This is a genomic window from Phenylobacterium sp. (genome assembly GCF_016124325.1).
Classification (GTDB): domain Bacteria; phylum Pseudomonadota; class Alphaproteobacteria; order Caulobacterales; family Caulobacteraceae; genus Phenylobacterium.
Map to the genome: position 1 here is coordinate 336,794 of NZ_WGNY01000019.1, position 17,039 is coordinate 353,832.

General features: G+C 71.7%; 18 protein-coding genes. 4 read left to right on the forward strand and 14 right to left on the reverse strand.

What is annotated here, in order from left to right; all coding sequences use genetic code 11:
• Positions 1-5: 5 nt before the first annotated feature.
• From GC203_RS12350 to GC203_RS12380, 7 genes are read right to left on the reverse strand one after another with little or no spacing between them, the layout of a single operon-like run.
• Entirely contained in the window at positions 6-947 is a 942-nt protein-coding gene (locus GC203_RS12350; protein WP_293454732.1) for a type IV secretion system protein, read from the reverse strand.
• Entirely contained in the window at positions 944-1,162 is a 219-nt protein-coding gene (locus GC203_RS12355; RefSeq protein ID WP_293454733.1) for an EexN family lipoprotein, read from the reverse strand. Before GC203_RS12355 ends, GC203_RS12350 begins: the two co-directional genes overlap by 4 nt.
• A complete protein-coding gene (locus GC203_RS12360; protein WP_293454735.1) occupies positions 1,159-1,860 on the reverse strand; it encodes a type IV secretion system protein in 702 nt (233 codons plus the stop codon). Before GC203_RS12360 ends, GC203_RS12355 begins: the two co-directional genes overlap by 4 nt.
• Positions 1,857-4,241, reverse strand: coding sequence for a VirB4 family type IV secretion/conjugal transfer ATPase (locus GC203_RS12365; RefSeq protein ID WP_293454736.1), 2,385 nt, complete (start codon positions 4,239-4,241; stop codon positions 1,857-1,859). Before GC203_RS12365 ends, GC203_RS12360 begins: the two co-directional genes overlap by 4 nt.
• Positions 4,234-4,566, reverse strand: coding sequence for a type IV secretion system protein VirB3 (locus GC203_RS12370; protein WP_293454739.1), 333 nt, complete (start codon positions 4,564-4,566; stop codon positions 4,234-4,236). The genes GC203_RS12365 and GC203_RS12370 overlap by 8 nt, the downstream gene beginning before the upstream one ends.
• Complete coding sequence (locus tag GC203_RS12375; protein WP_293454741.1) at positions 4,566-4,868, reverse strand: TrbC/VirB2 family protein; 303 nt, start codon at positions 4,866-4,868, stop codon at positions 4,566-4,568. The genes GC203_RS12370 and GC203_RS12375 overlap by 1 nt, the downstream gene beginning before the upstream one ends.
• Complete coding sequence (locus GC203_RS12380; protein ID WP_293454744.1) at positions 4,865-5,443, reverse strand: lytic transglycosylase domain-containing protein; 579 nt, start codon at positions 5,441-5,443, stop codon at positions 4,865-4,867. The genes GC203_RS12375 and GC203_RS12380 overlap by 4 nt, the downstream gene beginning before the upstream one ends.
• A 239-nt stretch (positions 5,444-5,682) precedes the next feature.
• Here GC203_RS12380 and GC203_RS12385 point away from each other — a divergent pair, with 239 nt between their 5' ends.
• Positions 5,683-5,973 carry a helix-turn-helix transcriptional regulator gene (locus GC203_RS12385; RefSeq protein WP_293454746.1) on the forward strand — a complete coding sequence of 97 codons (291 nt, stop codon included), beginning with the start codon at positions 5,683-5,685 and terminating at the stop codon, positions 5,971-5,973.
• Here the strand turns inward: GC203_RS12385 and GC203_RS12390 are convergent.
• The 3 genes from GC203_RS12390 to GC203_RS12400 form a co-directional block, all read right to left on the reverse strand.
• The gene (locus GC203_RS12390; protein WP_293454748.1) at positions 5,970-6,473 is read right to left on the reverse strand and encodes a helix-turn-helix transcriptional regulator; all 504 of its coding nucleotides are present in this window, start codon (positions 6,471-6,473) and stop codon (positions 5,970-5,972) included. The two genes, GC203_RS12385 and GC203_RS12390, sit on opposite strands and share 4 nt — an antisense overlap.
• 148 nt (positions 6,474-6,621) lie before the next feature.
• Positions 6,622-8,121 (reverse strand): PepSY-associated TM helix domain-containing protein, encoded by a 1,500-nt coding sequence (locus GC203_RS12395; RefSeq protein WP_293454749.1) that lies wholly within the window; start codon positions 8,119-8,121, stop codon positions 6,622-6,624.
• Positions 8,118-8,681, reverse strand: a complete 564-nt coding sequence (locus GC203_RS12400; RefSeq protein WP_293454750.1) for a hypothetical protein — start codon at positions 8,679-8,681, stop codon at positions 8,118-8,120. Before GC203_RS12400 ends, GC203_RS12395 begins: the two co-directional genes overlap by 4 nt.
• 119 nt (positions 8,682-8,800) lie before the next feature.
• Between GC203_RS12400 and GC203_RS12405 the strand changes: the two genes are divergently transcribed.
• Both GC203_RS12405 and GC203_RS12410 read left to right on the forward strand, forming a co-directional pair.
• Entirely contained in the window at positions 8,801-11,026 is a 2,226-nt protein-coding gene (locus tag GC203_RS12405; protein WP_293454751.1) for a TonB-dependent receptor, read from the forward strand.
• Between the two features lie 54 nt (positions 11,027-11,080).
• On the forward strand, positions 11,081-11,587 hold the full coding sequence (locus tag GC203_RS12410; protein ID WP_293454752.1) for an NUDIX domain-containing protein: 507 nt from the start codon (positions 11,081-11,083) through the stop codon (positions 11,585-11,587).
• Between the two features lie 208 nt (positions 11,588-11,795).
• Here GC203_RS12410 and GC203_RS12415 read toward each other — a convergent pair whose 3' ends face one another.
• From GC203_RS12415 to GC203_RS12425, 3 genes are all read right to left on the reverse strand, one after another.
• Positions 11,796-12,797: a hypothetical protein gene (locus tag GC203_RS12415; protein ID WP_293454753.1), complete on the reverse strand. Its 1,002-nt coding sequence runs from the start codon at positions 12,795-12,797 to the stop codon at positions 11,796-11,798.
• Between the two features lie 216 nt (positions 12,798-13,013).
• Complete coding sequence (locus tag GC203_RS12420; RefSeq protein WP_293454755.1) at positions 13,014-14,012, reverse strand: pyridoxamine 5'-phosphate oxidase family protein; 999 nt, start codon at positions 14,010-14,012, stop codon at positions 13,014-13,016.
• Between the two features lie 65 nt (positions 14,013-14,077).
• The gene (locus tag GC203_RS12425; RefSeq protein ID WP_293454758.1) at positions 14,078-14,629 is read right to left on the reverse strand and encodes an NAD(P)H-dependent oxidoreductase; all 552 of its coding nucleotides are present in this window, start codon (positions 14,627-14,629) and stop codon (positions 14,078-14,080) included.
• A 72-nt stretch (positions 14,630-14,701) separates the two neighbouring features.
• Here GC203_RS12425 and GC203_RS12430 point away from each other — a divergent pair, with 72 nt between their 5' ends.
• Complete coding sequence (locus GC203_RS12430) at positions 14,702-15,157, forward strand: MarR family transcriptional regulator (RefSeq protein ID WP_293454760.1); 456 nt, start codon at positions 14,702-14,704, stop codon at positions 15,155-15,157.
• Positions 15,158-15,275: 118 nt separating this feature from the next.
• Here the strand turns inward: GC203_RS12430 and GC203_RS12435 are convergent, their stop codons facing one another.
• Positions 15,276-16,925 (reverse strand): hypothetical protein, encoded by a 1,650-nt coding sequence (locus GC203_RS12435; RefSeq protein WP_293454762.1) that lies wholly within the window; start codon positions 16,923-16,925, stop codon positions 15,276-15,278.
• Positions 16,926-17,039: the final 114 nt, after the last annotated feature.

A 17,039-nucleotide genomic window follows, 5' to 3' on the forward strand; every position in this document is an offset into this window, starting at 1 on the left:
GTGGATCAGGTCGGTGTTCGCGTGGGCGCGATCATGCCTCCGGGCGGCGGCGCCCGCGTTCGACCGCCTTGTGCGCCGGATTGCGGTTCGGAGCGTTGGATGCGCAGTCCCACGCGGGCGGCGTGGCCGAAGTCGGCCAGGCCGATGCTGGCGCCGCCGGCGACGCCGGCCGCGATCGCGGGGGCCTGGAGGAAGAAGATCGCGCCGAGCAGACTGAGGGCGATGAAGATCAGGCTGCCCACCACGGGGTCCTGCCCGTCGATCCGCGCCCACTGGTCGCCCACCAGGGCCAGCACGAGCTGGAAGATCGCCAGCATCAGGGCGTAGAGGACCAGATAGTTCACCGCCTGCCCGAGCCAGCCGAAGAAATAGCGGCGCGTGGCTTCGAAGAGGGCGCAGCCGATGAAGGCGGGGCCGAGCGCGATCAGCAGCGCCAGGGCCGCCTGGCTCAGCACGGTGATCCCGAACCCCAGGGCCGCGGCGAGCGCCCCGATCACGAAGACACAGGCGCCGATGAGCAGGGGGAGCCAGTTCATCGGCGAGGTTTCCATCGCGGTCTTCTGGCCGAGGTAGGCGGCGCGCGCGAAGAACTGGTCGAAGGCCGCGCCCGCGTCGCCCGACGACGCCCCGGATATCCCCCGGGCCAGGGTCTCGGGCAGGACATGGAAGAGCGGCTGGGCGACCCATTCGCCGTAGCCCGTCGTGGTCGCGAGCAGGGTGATGAGCGCCAGCTTCGTCGCGCGGAGGGCGAAGTCCATCATCGGTTCGGCGATCGCGCCCCGCAGGATCGCGAAGCCGTAGAGGAGGACGTAGAGCACGAGCGCGATCCGGAGCGGACCCGCGACCTCGGCCAGCATCCGGTCGGCGCCGGCGTCGAGGAACCCGTCGAGCCTACCGTCGATGAACAGATAGGCCGCCGAGAAGACACCGAAATCGCCGTCCATCATCGAAGGCTCTTCTTGAAGAGCGCCAACCGGTCGGCCGCCTGGCGCGCCGCGAGTCCGGCCTCGGCGGGCTGGCATTCGGCGTCGCGACGCGCCCCGCCTCGGCAAGCGTCCGCCACCCGCCTGGCGACCTCGGGATGGGCCTCGAAGAAGGCGGCGGACCGCGGCTCGGGGCGGCACGCCGCCAGCGCCAGGGCGACCGCCAGCAGCCAGGTCATGGGAAGGCGCGACGGAAGAGCGCGAGGCGGGCGTCGGCCCGCGCCGCGGCGCGTTCCCGGTCCCGCTGGGCCTGCAGGCGGGCCTCGGCGTCCTGCGCCATCGCGAACCCCTGCAGCCGCATCCGGTCGTTGGCCGCCAGCGCCTGTTCGGCGGCGATCCGGGCCTGCAGGTCCATGACCGCGCGGGCGTTCGGCGCCGCGTCGAGCGCGGCGAGGAGCTCGTTCAGGCCGCCCAGCCGCCGGGCGCCGGCGTCGGCCACCGCCCGGCCGAGCGCCAGGTCCCGGGCCGCGCGGTCGCCGGCCCGTTCGAGATCCTGGCCCGGGAGGTCGTCCGGCGGCGCCGTGTAGAGCCGCGCCTCCGCGCGGATGGCGCTCGCCGCGCGTCCGAGCTCGCCCAGGGCGGTGAAGTCGCCCCGGGCGGCGGCGAGATAGCTGTCGATGTCGGGCGCCAGGGCGCGCAGCTCCGGGGCCTGCAGGAGGCCGGCGAGCGCCCCGGCGCCGGAGGCGGTGTTGAAGCCGTCGTAGAGCCGCCGGGCTTCGACCACCTGCGCCTGCAGCTCCCGGAGCTGGTCGAGGGCCGTGGTCGCCTGCCGCAGCAGGCTGCCGTAGCTGGCCACGTCGTGGACCATGATCTGGGCGGTCGCCGGCGGGGCGAAGGCGAGCGCGCCGGCGACGGCGAGGGCGACGAGGGGTTTCATGGGAGCAGCCTCCGGGCGGATTGAAAGGGCGCCATCCAGCCGGCGGGATCGTCGCCGTGCCGGGCGCGGAGCCGGTCGAGGAGCGCCACCGTCTCGGCGCGGCCCGAGAGCACGGCGAGCGCGTCGTCGAGCCCGGAGAGATCGAGCTCGGCGACCACGGAATCGAGCCCCTGCTTGACCAGGAAGCGGCGCCGGCCGGACGCCAGCTCCTCGCGGACGAGCGCGAACTCCCGCGCCGAGAGTCCGAAGCCGTCCACATAGTCGCGTTCCGCCGCCTGTGGGTTCGGCAGGAAGATCTTCGTCGCGCATTGCTCGACGATGGTGTGGGCGATCGGCGAGCCCAGGACGTCGGCCGGCGACTGGGTGCCGAGCACCAGCAGCGCGTTCTGCTTGCGGAAGGTCTTCAGCCCGTCCTGCGCGAGCCCGCGGAAGGCCTCGTCGCCCAGCGCCTTCCAGAACTCGTCGACGTCGACGACCAGCCGGCGCCCGTCGACCAGGCCCTGCAGCCGATGGAACAGGTACATCATCAGCGGCGTGCGCACCTGAGGCGCATCCAGGACGTGGGTCATGTCGACTCCCAGGAGCCGCGCGTCGAGCGGCAGGATGTCGGCTTCCCCGTCCAGCGCCCATCCGAGCGCCTGGCCGGCGCGCCACCGGTCGAGCCGGGCGCCGACGCCGCCGGAGTCGCGCTGGCCCAGCAGCGCGCGCAGCGCGGCCACGGACCGGTGCGCCGGCGGCAGCGGCAGGAGCGCGGCGACCGCCCCGTCGATCGCCGCCTCGTCCCGGGGGTTCGGCGGGACCTCACCGTGGCGCACCATCTGGCGGACGAGGGCGCCGAGGAAGGCGCGATCCGCCGGCGTGTCGGCCAGCGCCTTCAGCGGCGCGAAGCCCGTGGGCTGTCCGGGAGCGAGGGCGAGATAGGTCCCGCCGCAGGCCCGGACGAAGATCTCCGCGCCGCGGTCCTTGTCGATGAACACCTGCTGGACGCCCAGCTTCTCGAGCTGGGCCAGCATGAAGTTCTGGACGACCGTCTTGCCGGACCCCGAGGGGCCGCAGATGAAGGTGTGGCCGAGGTCGCCGCTGTGGAAGCTGAAGGCGTAGGGCGAACCCGCCGAGGTGCGCAAGGTGGTGACGGCCGCGCCCCAGTGATTGCCGTCGGCGCGGCCGGCGGGATGGGTGTGGAAGGGCGCGAAGGCGGCGAAGTTGCGGCTGGTGATCGCCGCCGGCCGCAGGCGCAGGCGGAAGTTGCCGGGAAACTGCGCCCAGAACGCGGCCTCGAGTCCCAGGTCCTCGCGCGCGGCGACCAGGCCGGCGTCGGCGAGCAGGGCGCGGGCCCGCGAGAGATGTTCGGCGAGCGCGCGCGGGGTCTCGCCCTGGACCAGCACCGAGGCCTGGTGCTCGCCCATCACGAACCGGTTCGACGCCAGCTCGTCGAGCGCGCCGTCGAGATCCTCGATCTGCGAGGCCGCCCGGTCCCGCGCGGAGAGCATCTGGTTCTGCTTGCGCGCCATCACCGCCTGGGCCGCGGCCTTCGACAGAAAGCTGAACGACTGGGACGCGATCAGCGGGAAGGGCGCGGAGAGCAGGCCGTCCCACATCCCGGGGCGGGTGACGGCGGGGTATTCCTTGATCCCGAGCATCGCGGCGTAGCGCGCGCTCGCCGCGTCGCGGATCTCCAGCGCTTCCCGGCCGAAGATCAGGCGCGCGGCGTATATCGCCTCGCCCAGGTGGCCGCGGACCAGCGGGACGCGGCCCGGCTCGCCGGTCAGCACCCGGCGCAGCATTTCCATCGGCGCCGAGAACACCAGCCCGTCGCGCGCGTAGAGCTCGAGCGGCTCGGCCCGGTACCGGGCCAGATGCTGGACCAGGGCCCGGCCCGCCTCCTCGAGCGTGCGTACGGCGTCGTCGGTCTCGAGATCGACCTGGCTCGCGCGCAGCAGGCGGCCGACCCAGGCCTGGGTCCGGCGCCCCGCGTCGCGTCCCGGATGCAGCACCAGGGTGAGATAGAGTTCGTTGACGTAGAGCCGCTCGCGCCCGAGCCGCGCCCGGTAGGCAGCGTCGAGGTCGCGGGCGAAGCCGGATCGGAACGCGCCTTCGCCCGGAGGATCGGCCTGGCGGCGGACCAGGTGGTGCCAGATGGCCAGGCGGTCCGAGGCGAGGTTGCGCCAGACCCCGTTGAGGCGGAGGTGACGGGCGTTGAGGTCGCCGATGTCGGCGGTCTCGAAGCTCGCGCCGTCCAGGCGGAAGCAGAGCATCAGCGCCCCGGTGTCCAGGGCGACGACGCGGTCGTTCACGTGCCGGGCGTAGGGCAGGGCGCGCGCGGCGGGCGCCCCCCGGCGGCGGGCGGGCTCCGGGACGGCGTGGCGGGCCAGCTCAGACATCGTGGCGCCCCTGTCCCGACCGGCGACGCGCCGGCAATGGGCCCGCGGAGCTGCCGCCCCACAGGCCGGCGTCCCGGGCGCGGCCCTTGGTCTCCAGGTACAGGTGGAGCACGCGGAAGGCGTTGGGGTCGGCCTGGCAGATCGCCCGGAAGACCATGTGCAGGGCGGGCGCGATCAGCAGGTAGAGCAGCGAGCCGCCGCCCAGGAACGCCACGGTCGAGACGATCAGGTTGACGCCCATCGCCTCCATCGGGACCCCGAGCGCCAGGGCCGGCCGCGTGCAGGCCAGGAAGAGGACATCCTCCCGGAGGCGCTCGGTCGTCATCAGCCCGCCCCGCCGCCGGTGATCAGGTCGACGATCGTCGAGGCGCCGAAGATCACGATGATGCCCACCACCACGGTGCCCGCGCGGCGAAGGTCGATCTGACCGAACATCCACACGATGCCGGTGATGATCACCGCCAGGACGGCGAGGCCGCGCACGACGCCGCTGTTCAGCAGGTCGATGATGTTCTGGATGAAGCCGCCGAGATCGCCGCCGACCGCCTGGGCGAAGGCGGGGCCGGCGGCGAACGACGCGCAGCCGGCGAGGAGGACGAGGCGGCGGGTCCGGCGCGGAAGAATCACGGCGTGGCTCCTGAGAGGGTCATGACGAAGCGGTCCGGGCGCCGTGCGGCGCGTGCGAAGACGTCCCAGTCGGCCGGGTCCGGACGCGCCTCGGGCCGAGCGGGGGCGGCGGGGGACCGGGCATGGGCGACCACACGGGCCACGTAGCCGTTCGCGAACCCGCCCTCGACGCGTCCGGTGTTGTAGAGGCTGAGCGCCACCCGCAGCGCCGCCTGCCGGGACCCGCGCCGCGCGCGGCCGCGGGCGTAGGCTTCGCGCAGGAGACTCCCGGCGGCGGCCAGGTTGCGGCACGGATCGAACGCCGCCTCGAGCGACAGGCCCAGGCGCGGCAGGTTGCGGACGTTGATCTGGGCGAGGCCGAGGTCGATGTCCCGGCCGGCGGCGATCAGGGCCCGGGCGGCCGTGGCGGCCTGGGCCGGCGTCGCGGCCACGGGGCGACGGGCGCGCGGGCCGTTCACGCCGATCGCCAGCGGGTCGAGGCCGCTTTCGGTCCGCGCGACCGCGAGCAGGGTGGCCGGCGCGACGCCGGGCGCGCACCGGGCGGCGAGATCGACGAAGGCTTGGGGGTCCAGCATGGCGGCGTCCTTTCGCCAGAAGGCTGCCGGGCCGGGCCCCATGCGGCGAGGGCGTAAGCTTCCGCCCGCCCGGCGGGCCGGATGCGCCACAATCTGGCGCGTGACGCGCCGATCCTGGCGCGTGGAACGACTTAGGTCGTCCTGCGGCGGCGGCCGGGGAACCGCGGGCGAGACTCAGTAATTGCACGCCTTCGAAGGCCGGGACGTGTTGGGCGCCCGGTATTCGAAGGAATGCTGTGATGCGTGCGCTGCATGAAGATCGGGCTGCGATCTCGGAAGTTCGAACCCAGGACCAGGAGGTGACCCTGTCGCCCCGCCAGACCGAATGCCTGTTCTGGGTTCAGCAAGGGAAGAGCTCGCGAGACATCGGTGTCATCCTCGGGGTCTCCCACCGGATCGTGGAGCGACACGTCGCCCGCGCGTGCGCCAAGCTCGGCGTGCGCACCCGGGTGCAGGCCGTGGTCCGCGCTCGAACCCTGGGGCTGATCGCCGACCCGCCGTCGCCGACCGTCGCCGCCCGGCTCGGCTAGCGCGAACGGTCGTCCGGATCTTCGTCGTCGTCGCCGCCGCCGAGCCCGGCGTCGAACATCCATTGCTCGAGGTCGGCGGCGTATTCCTCCGCCCGCTTGACCAAGAGGTCGAAGCCGCGCGTGTAGGTCAGCAGCAGAGAGCGCGGATCGAGGTCGCGCAGCGCCTTGCCGCCGGGCCGGCGATGCAGACGACGCAGGGCGACGAGGAGGAGCGAGGCGGCGTTGTTTCCGGCCGTGTCGACCGCGAAATCCGCCGAGCCGAATTCCACGGCCAGGATGATCCCCCAGGGATCGGCGTGCACGATCTCGGCGAAGCGGCGGATCGGCTCGACCTGGACGCCGTAGTAGCCGGACTCCCAGCGCTGGTAGGTCCGCAGCCCCTTGCCCATCAGTTTTGCCATCTCGGCCGACTTCAGCCCGCTGCGCTTTCGGAAGTGCTTCAGGACGGTCCTGAGCGTCGCGCGCCGGGCGACCGCATCCTGGTCCTGCAAGAGATCCATGCCACGCACGCGAACAACCTGAACTTGTCACAAGTTGTTCATGCACTCTGTGTCTGTGTCAAAGTCGCTGTGGCGGAGCGGCGGAGAAGCCGAGCCGGTCGTCGCCGGCCTGGCGCCGGATTCGCCGCCGAGCGGCGCCTTGCCGCGGTCAGGGCGCGTCGGCCACGGATGCGCGCCGGCGGCGCCGGACGATGGGCAGGCGGGCGGCCTCCGGGGCGACGAGAAGCAGCGCCAGACCCAGGAACGCGAGGTCCACCGCCCAGCCGGCCGGGTCGGTCGACCGGCCCGCCCACCGGATCGCATGGGCCGCGACGGACATCGCCAGGGCCGCGGCCCCGGCGGCGCGCAGGCCGCGGGACAGCGGCTCGGCCCGGACACGGGCGGTCAGCGCCAGGGCCGCCAGGGTCGCGCCGGCCCAGACGGCGAGGGGCGTCGGGCCGCCGAGCTGGGCGGCCAGCGCCGCCGCCGCATAGGCGAGCGGCTGGCTCCACACCGCGGCGATCCAGACCCGTTCCCACCCCGGGGCCGGCCGGCCCTTGTCGCGGCGGCGCGCCAGCCAGATCGAGACCCCGCTGGCGGTGACCGCCGTCAGCCCTGCGCCGAGCAGGCCGTAGGCGACCTTCACGGGCAGGCCGCCGAACCAGCCGAAATGCACGGTCCCGATCGAAGAGTAGAGCCGTTCGCCGAGATTGCGCGCGCCATAGGCCGATCCGCCCAGGAGCCTGCCCGAGCGATCGAAGCCGTAGGCTTCGCGCGACAGCCGGCGAGGGCGCTCCACCCCGATGTTGATGTGCTGGCCACCCTGGCGCGGGTCCTCGACCATGACGTAGGTGACCGTGGCGTCCGGGGCGAGCCGCGAGAGGGTCGCGAGCATGACGGGCAGGTTGGGCGGCGGCGCCGGACGCGTGTCGTGCGCCGGCTCCGGCGTGGCGAAGAGGGCGTAGGCCTTCTCCACGTCGCCCTTGAAGACCATGAGCGCCAGGACGCCGACGATGATCGTCGCCAGGCCGAGCAGCGCGCCGGTCAGGGCGATGGTCAGGTGGAACGGCAGGGCCCAGACGCCGATGCGGTTGTGGAGGTCGGCTTCCTGCAGGCGCTTTGCGCCGCCGCGGCGCAGGTGGAAGGCGTCGCGGAAGATGCGGGGATGGGCGAGCAGGCCTGAGATCAGCGAGGACAGCAGCGCCACGCCGGTGGCGCCGACCACGAAGCGGCCCCAGGTCGTCGGCAGCTCCAGGGCGATGTGGAGATCCTGCACGAAGTCGGACCAAGGAGCCTCGCGCACGGCGACGGCGCGACCGTCGGCGTCCAGGGCCCAGCTCTTGTCGCCGGCGGGACCGTAGGCGATCAGCCGGTAACGCGGCAGGCCGGGGGCGGGCAGGTTCAGGAACAGCGTCTTGGCCTGCGGCTGCAGACGAAGGCCTTCCTCGAGTCCATGTTGGAGGGCGGTGGGCGAAACGGCCTCGACGATGGGATCGGCCGGCCGCTCCCAGCGCTGGAACTCCTGCAGGAAGACCGCGGCCGAGCCGGAGAAGCAGACAAGGAAGATCAGGGCCGCGAAGGCGAGGCCGAGCGCGGAATGGCCTGCGAGGACGGCGCGGACGAAGGGCGCCGGAACCTTCGGCCAGGGCGTCGGTCGTGCGGCGGTCATGCGAATCCCCGGAGCGCGGACGCGGTGAAGGTGACGAGGGCCACGCCGAAGAGCACGCCGGCGGCGCGCAGGATCCGGTCGTCGGCCAGGGTCCAGGCCATGGCGCCGGCCCAGAGCAGCGCCACGAGGATCCCGCCGACCACCATCCGGGTCTGGGGGGCGCCGGGGATCCAGACGGCCCAGGCCAGGCCGACACCCAGGGCGGCGAGCCCCCCGACCGGGCCGGCAAGCAGCGCCCGCAGCCAGCCGCGCCAGACGATCGATGGCCGTTCCGAGGGCTCGAGGGCGACGTCGCGGGCGGCGCGGCTTCGGGGCCGGCGGACGCTCACGCCCGCGGCGATCCAGACCAGGGCGCCCAGCGACAGGAAGCTTGCGACCGCGAAGGGCCCCAGCGCCGGCCCCAGGGCCAGCTGAGATCCCGCCAGGGCCGCCGCGACCAGCGCCCAGGCCGCGACCACCCGGCCCCGCGGGGCCTCGGAGGCGCCGCGCCAGGCCGTCTTCAGGATCGCCGCGGCCAGGAGGCCGGCCGTCAGGGCGAGGGTGGCCACGGTCAGCTGCAACTCCTCTCCCCGGCGGGCCGCGCCCGCTCTCCAGTCGTTCGGCGAGAAATTGATAATGAGATTGACTCGCAACTGCAACTTTCTTAGCGAGCCGACGGGTCTAGTCCTTGGGGGTTCGCATGCACATTGCTCGATCGGTCCTGCTGTCCGCGCTGCTCGCGGGCGTCGCGCAGGGGGCCCTGGCGGCCGACGCCGCCGCGGATCCCACCCAGCTGGAGGAGCTGGTGGTCACCGGGGAAAAGACGGACCGCTCGATCCAGGACACGCCCACCAGCGTGGCGCTCGTCACGGCGCGAGACATCGCCGAGCAGAACCTCGTGGACGTCTACGACCTCATCAACCGCACCGCCAACCTCAACTCCACCTTCGGCAAGCAGGGCTTCACGATCCGCGGCATCGCCAACGACAACGTCACCGGCGTGGGCACCGGCGACCTGGCGACCGTCTACCTCGACGGCTCGCCGCTGCCCCGCTCGGCGGTCAACACGGGACCGCTGGACCTGTGGGACCTCGCCCAGGTGGAGATCCTGCGGGGGCCGCAGTCGACGCTGCAGGGCCGCAACGCGCTCGCCGGCGCCATCATCCTGAAGACCGCCGATCCGACCTTCGACTGGACCGGCAAGGCGCGGGCGATCGTGACCGGCGCGGACGGGCAGCGCCGGTTCGGCGCGGCGATCGGCGGGCCCATCGTCGCCGGCCAGGTCGCCTTCCGCGTGGCCGCCGAGCACGCCCGCGCCGACGGGGTGATCGACAATCCCACCCGCGACGACGACCGGGCCGGCTTCCGCGATTCGGACTCGGTGCGGGCCAAGCTGCTGGTCACGCCCGACGCCCTGCCGGGCCTGCGGGTTCAGATCGCGTATCTTCACGACCTGCACAGCAACGGGGCCGCCTATTCCTTCGCCGACGTGGCGGACAGCTGGGGCGATCGCCAGATCCTGGGCAATCGCGACACCGAGGACCGGGCCCGCAGCGACATCGCCACCTTGGACGTCAGCCAGCGCCTGTGGTCGACCCTGACGCTGGCCTCGGTCACCACCTGGAGCCACATCCGCAGCACCACGGTCTACGACGGGGACAACCTCCCGCAGGACAGCGCGTACGGCGATTTCGCCCAGGACCAGAAGACCTTCAGCGAGGAGGTGCGGCTCAATGTCGACGCCGGCCCCCTGCAGGGCCTGGTCGGCGCCTACTATTCCCGCCTCGACAACAAGCATGACCGCTCGCACAGCGTCTTCAGCCTGAGCCCGGTCGGCGATCTGGGCCTGCCCGCCGCGATCGGCGCCTTCTATCCCGCGCGCCTCTACATCGACACGAGCCAGTTCTATCCGCAGACGGTGGAGACCGCGGCATTGTTCGGCGACGGAACCTGGCGGGTCGCCCCGCATGTGACGCTGCACGGCGGCTTTCGCTACGACTACGAGCGTCAGGTGCGAGCCAACGACAACACGGTGGCGCTGACCACCCCGCTGCCCGATCCGGCCGCGTTCGGGCCGCTAGGCGACACCGTCGCCTACATCAACAGCCTGATCCTGGCCCAGGTGGCGGCCGCCAATGCCTCGTCGCCTGCGGCCAAGACCAGCTTCAAGGCCTTCCTGCCGAAGGCCGGCGTCACCTACGCGTTCGACGACGATGTGTCGCTGAGCGCCACGGTTCAGCGCGGTTATCGCTCCGGCGGCTCCGGTGTGAACCCCGGCCGCGGCGCGCTCTACGCCTACAAGCCCGAATACACCTGGAACTACGAGCTCGCGCTCCGGTCGCTGTGGTTGGATCGCCGGCTCGCGCTGAACGCCAACGCCTTCTACATCGACTGGAAGGACCAGCAGGTGAACGTGCAGCTGTCGGGCAACGTCTACGACTACGAGACCCAGAACGCCGGCAAGTCCCGGGTCTACGGCTTCGAGCTTGAGAGTCGCTTCCAGGCGACCGAGACGCTCAATCTCTACGCCTCCGCCGGCTACGCCAACACGCACTTCAAGGACTTCCAGGTGACCGGCGCAGCCGTCGACGACCTGTCCGGAAACGAGTTCGCCAGCGCCCCGCGCTGGACGCTGGCGCTCGGAGGAACCTGGGCCAGCCCCGACGGCTGGTTCGTCAACCTCGGCGCCAGCTACCGCTCGGCCGCCTATCAGGCGGTCCTTGACCAGGGCCAGCGCCAGCTCAAGGCGCGGACGCTGGTGAATGCGAAGGTCGGCTGGCGTCGCGCTCGCTGGGGCGTCTACCTTACCGGGACCAACCTGCTGGACCGCCACTACTTCGACTACAGCTACCTCAATGTCACGCGCCAGCAGGCGCTGTATGGCGAGCCGCGGACCTTCGGGGTGACGCTGGAAGGCTCGTTCTGAGCCGGGTCGTCGGCGCGATTGGGCGATTGCATCCCTGGGGGCGTATTGGTCAGCTTGCCGGACGATCTGCCGCTTGTGGAGCGGAGCGCCGTACGGGCGGTGGTGCTGGATCGTGACGGCCGCATCCTGCTGTTGCGAACCCGCGACGCCACGGCGCCCGAATTCGGCGACTGGTGGGAGCTCCCCGGCGGCGGCGTCGATCCGGGCGAGACCTACCTGGAGGCGGCGTTGCGCGAGCTGCGCGAAGAGACCGGCATCTCGGCTGAGGCCCGCGACGTGGGTCCGCCGTCATGGCGCCGCACGGCGACGTTTCGATACAGGCGCGAACGGCGATTGCAGCATGAGCTGGTGGTCAAGATCGTCTTGCGGGCGGCGACCCCGAAGATCGATGACGCCGCGCGGCTCGACTATGAGCAGGAAGACCACCTCGATCACCGCTGGTGGACGCTCGCCGAAATCGCAGCGAGCTCCGCGCGCTTCTATCCGGGGCGGCTGGCGACCCTCTTGCCGGAGTTCCTGAACGGCCGCGAGATCTTCGAGCCGTTCGAGATCTGGTCGTGACGCCGGCTTCGGCCCGCCCGGCGCCCGCGCGAAGTCGGTCGTTCCGTCGGCTTCGCGATGGATCGCCTGGAGGCCGCCGATCGATATCCCCGCGGTCGCGATCCCGACCTTGTCACGGGTCGGCCGGGTCCCGCGCCGTTGGACGCGCACCGGCCTGATCCTCGCGCAGGCGAAGCCGGCGTCGGTCGTCCGCCTGGCGTCCCAAGTGTCAGTGGAGGGTCTGCGGCGGCTCGCCGGCCGACCCCTCGGGCGGCGGGCCCAGGCGGGCCGGCAGGGGCCAGCCGCTGGCGGCGAGGGCGGCGTTGAGCGAACGGGCGAGGATCATCACCATCGCAGGGTCGCGCACCAGCGGCGCAAGCAGGCGCTCGCCGAGGCCGAGGTCGACGGGGGCGACGCCGCAGGCCGCCACCAGCCGCTGGACGTCGGGGCCGGCTCCGCCGCAATGCGGACACTCCGCCTGGAGCGGGCGCAGGCTGTCGGCCTCGATCGCCTGCGCCCAGGCCGCGAACAGCGCCGCCGCCCGGGGCGAGGCGCGCGCGGCCAGCAGTGCGCCGAGGGCGCGTTGCGGCGGCAGACCCTGACGGCGCGCCTGCGCCCATGCCAACAGGCTGGCGATCAGCAGGCGCTCGGCTGGCGCCAGGGTCGGGCCGGGCGCCGAGGTCGAGGGGGCGATGGGGCGAGGGTCGTGGCGGCTCATTGTGGGCTCCAAGGGGACAGGGGCGGCGGGCGGGGCGGCGTCACGCGCCGGCGGCGGGGCCCGCAGCGGCGCGCGCGTCGCCGCGCCCAGGCGGTGGCCGCGGTCCGCCAGGGCCCGGGCCGTCAGGCGCGCCAGGGGGTAGAAGGCGGGCCCCGCGGCGCGGCCGATCAGCCGGGACATGTGCGCTTCGAAGCCGGGGCGGTCATCGGACTGGGCTGCGGCGTGGGCCGCCAGGATCCGCTGCTCGTCGCGGGTGACGCCGAGCAGACCGGGTTGTCCGAGCGTGATCGGATGTCGCGCGCTCCGCTCGGTCTCAAGAGCGAAGGCCCGCAGCGCCTGGCGCGCCGGTTCGGCCGCCGCGCCGAACGCCTGCCGGTGCTCGCGCCGGATCGCCTCGCAGTCCCAGCGTCCCGCGACGATCGCCCGGAAGCTCCAGACCAGGAGATGTTCGCCGTAGTCGAGCTGGCGCAGGTCGCAAGCGGCCGCCGGGTCGGGTCGGATGGCGCGATCCATGGGTTCGGGCGCTCCCTGTCTGCCGCGGTTCCATCCCGCAAGCCTAATTGCAGTTGCGAGTCATTTGCAATTAAGATCGGGCCGATCTGGCGATTTCTAAGGGGAAGGGCCGAAGTCCCGACGCGATGTCCATCGATCGCCGAGGCCGACCCCCCGGGTCCTGCCGGCCTTCGCAACACGCACCTGCGGTTCGGCGTGGACGTTTCGGAGGCGCGCTCAGTAGAGCTCGGTGCGGTAGTTGAGCTCCAGCCCCTTGGCCACCAGGCCCCGATTGATGGCCAGGCGCACGAGAGTCGCCGGCACGCCCTGGGCCTTGTTCAGCTTCACATGGGCGACGGAGACCGCGGCCGGATCGATGGGCGCCTTGCGCCCGCCCGTCCAAGGCTCGGCGCGCGCCAGCGCTGGGCTTTCGCGGCGTTCGGCGGCCCCAAGATCGATCCGGGTGGCCAGGACGGGTGTCTTGCCCTCGACGGCGAAGGCCGCGCGCACGGTCTCGTCCGACGTGAGGCTCGCCCGGCCGCGCAGGATCGTCACGGCCGTGGCGCCGGGGACGATACAGAGCGCCGCCACCTCCGGTCGCTGGAGGATGTTGCGGTAGCCGAAGGCAAGGCGGTTGCCGGGGCGTTCCGCCAGGATGACGCGGCCGGTATCGCCCCGGACGAGCCGGCCGGCGGGGTCGCCCTTGGGACTGATGTCAACACCGCCGGACCCATCCATGGTGGCGAGCGCGAGGAAGCGGGTGGCGGCCAGAAAGGCGGGGATGTCCGGCGGCGCGTCGGCCGCTGAGGCGGTCCAGAAATCGGAGCGGATCAGCGCCTTGGCGCAGTGGAGGAAGCACTCCTGGATCTCGACCTCGACGGCGCCGGTCGCGACGGCCTTGACCCGGCCGTTGGCGCGCAGCGTCTCGCCGACGCCGTCGGCGAGGAACAGCAGGCCGGCCCCCTGTCCGGGCGCGAGATCGCGGGCGTCATCGAGACGTTCGAGCGGCACGCGAACCGTCCGCGCATCGGGCGTCTCGGCGAATCCGGGGTCACCGCCGGCGATGCTGACCCGGGGTCCGGTCTCGCCGCCGACGGCGACGAAGGCGAGCCGCGATGCGGCGATCCAGGCCTGAGCCTGAGGATCCAGGTGGTCGATGATCTTCATCTTCACCGGGAGGGCGGCGACGCCCACGCAGGCTTCCAACTCCGCGATGGTGGCGATCTCGGATGTCATGGGGCCTCCTGGATGCAGGATGCCTTAGTTGCGAACTATTCGCAATTGAGGCGCGATGCGGGCGCTCAACCCGGCCCCGGCAGGCAGCGCCCCAGCTGGCCAAGCGCCCGGCGAAGCCGACGTTCCTGAGGCGCGAACTCGACCGCGGCGTCGATCGAGGCGAGGTCGGCTTCGATCAGGTCGCGACGTAGCGGCAGGCGCAGCGTCGTGCGCATCGGGCGCATGTGCAGTCCGGTCAACACTTCCCGCAGTTGGCGGGCGCAGCGGTCGCCCCCGTGGCCGCCGTAGGCGACGATGACGGCGGGCTTTCCGGCCCACTCCGTGTAGAGATGATCCAGGGCGTTCTTCAGCGGCGCCGGGTATCCCCAATTGTACTGCGGGGTGACGAAGACCATCCCCTGCGCCGCCCCGACCTTGCGGCTCCAGGCGCGCGTCGCCTCGAGGCGATAGTCCCCACGATGCGGAAGGCCCGGCTCCCCGTCCATCGGCAAGGCCCAGTCCTTCAGATCGATCACCTCGACCTGATTGGACAGCACGTCGCGCGCGGCGGCGGCGACCCACGCGGCGACGTCGAGGCATATGCGCTTCGGCCGGACGCTGCCGGCGATGACGAGCACGGAGCAAGCATGTATCATGCAGCTAATTTGTCGCGAAGGCCAGGCTGAGTAAAGATGCAAAATACACGGAGTTTGGACGCGCTCGCGGCCGTGCTGCTCGACCTGACAAGTTTTCTGAACAGCCCGCAGCGTGATGCGATGCTGCTTCGGCTTGCGGGCGTGGACTTGGACCGCGCTCTGTTTCCGCTACTCGTCCGCCTCGGCATGCAGGGCGCGCTGGGCGTGGCCGAGCTGGCCGATCAGGCCGGGCGCGACGCCACGACCGTCAGCCGTCAGATCGCGAAGCTCGAGGCGCTTGGACTGGTGCGAAGGCGCGTGGCCTCCAACGACCGCCGCATCCGGACCGCGCAGGCGACGGCGGCCGGCCGCGAGATGGTCGATGCGATCGTAGGCGCCCGGCGCCAGGCCCTGGCGCATGCGCTGGCCGGTTGGTCGGCGCGTGATCGCGAGGCCCTGATCGCCTTGAACCATCGCTTCGTAGGCGACCTTGTGCGGACGGTCGACGCCGCCGCGCCCAACCGCACCTAGACGTCGAACCGGATCCGTATGGCGGCGACGCTTCGACGCTCCCCCCGGCGCACCGGCTTGGCCGCCCGTGTGCATTTTGGTCGCTGGGCGCTGCGAGGGGCCCGGCTTCGGCGAGCCGCTAGCGACGGTTCTTGGTGATGAAGCCCGCCACGTCGTCGTGCAGCGCCCGCGCCGAGGCGTCCTGAGCGTAAACCATGTGGCCGGACGGGTAGTAGTGGTACTCGATGTTGGCCTGCAGGCTGTCGGGGATCGGCAGGTGGTGCATCTCGTACCAGCCCTGGAAGTAGGGCGTGGCGAGATCGTAGTAGCCGCCCATGAGCGAGACCTTGAGGTTGGGATTGTATTTCATCGCCGTCGCCAGGTCGGGCATGACGTTCAGCATGGCGCGCGGGGGGAAGCGCGCGCCCGGCGGCTGGTGGGCGTTGTCCCAGAAGCGGAAGACCGGGATCGAGGGCTTGAACGTCTTGCCCGCCCCGTAGCCGAGCACGCCCCGGGCATATTCATTGAAGGCGGTGACATAGGCGGACGAGAGGGCCGCGCCCTGCGGGTCGTAGTCCGCCTCCTTGGACAGCGGGTCCATGTCGGGTCCGAAGAAGCGGGTGTCGATGCGGCCGGTCGTCAGGCCGCGCGCCGATTGCAGGGTCTTCTCGAACATGCCGCCGGTGATGCGCAGGTCCGCCTTCAGCACATAGTCGACCGGCAGGCCGGTGTAGGCGGCGTACTGCTCGGCCACCTTTCGCTTGGCGGCGGGATCGAGCTCGGCGCCGGCCAGCAGTGCGGTGGCGTAGTCCGTCGTCGCCCAGTGCTCCACCTGTTTCAGGAACGTGGTCACGTCGGCGGGCGCGTTCGGCACGAGCTTGTAGTGCCAGGCGGTGGCCGCATAGGTGGGCAGGGCGGTGATGTAGGCCGTGTCGCTGCCGGGGTTGTTGTCGACCCCGTCGACGCTGAGGGCGAAGTTCAGGATCTGAGACAGCAGCATGACGCCGTTGAAGTCGACGCTGTCGCCGGTGGTCAGGTTGTTGATGAGCACGGCGGATCGCGGGGTGCCGTAGCTCTCGCCGAACAGGAACTTGGGGGAGTTCCAGCGACCGTATTGGCTCAGGAACGCCAGGATGAACTGTTCGAAGGCGTAGGCGTCCTGGTCGACGCCCCAGAAGGCCTTCTCCTTGTCCTTGCCGGCGATCCGCGAGAACCCGGTTCCCGGCGCGTCGATGAACACCATGTCGGTGGCGTCCAGGATCGAATTGTCGTTGTTGACGATGCTGTAGGGGGCCGCCGGCGTGTGCGTGCCGTTGTCGACGGTCACCACCTTCTTCGGACCGAACGCGCCCATGTGCAGCCACATGGTCGAGGATCCGGGGCCGCCGTTGTAGATGAAGGTGACCGGCCGCTCGGCGCTCGGCGCGCCCTTCTTGAAGTAGGCGACATAGAACATCGAGGCCTCGGCTTCGGGGTTGGCGCCCGCGCCCAGCTCCTTCCCTTCCGGGCTCTTCTCGCGCCGGGCCGCGTCGTCCCAGCCCCTGGGGTGCACGACGATGGTCCCGGCCACAGCGCGGTAGGGGATCTTCTCCCCGCGGATCGTGGCGACTCCCTCGGAGTCGACCCGTTCCGGCGCGAACAGGACGCCGGCGTTGGGCTCGGCGGTCGTGGCGGCGGGCGGCTTCCTGTCCTGGGTGGGTTGGATCCTGCCGGGCGGGGATTCTTGGGCGGAGGCCAAGGTGGCGAAGAGCGAGAACGCCACGCCCGCGAACAGTGATTTCCGAAGCATGTTCATATCTCCCCCGACAGGAACGGTCGGAGACTTATGCCTTGAAGTCGGACGCTGACAACGAACTTTGGCCATCCCGTGAATGGGACTCGCCCTGTCCCACGGGGGACGGCG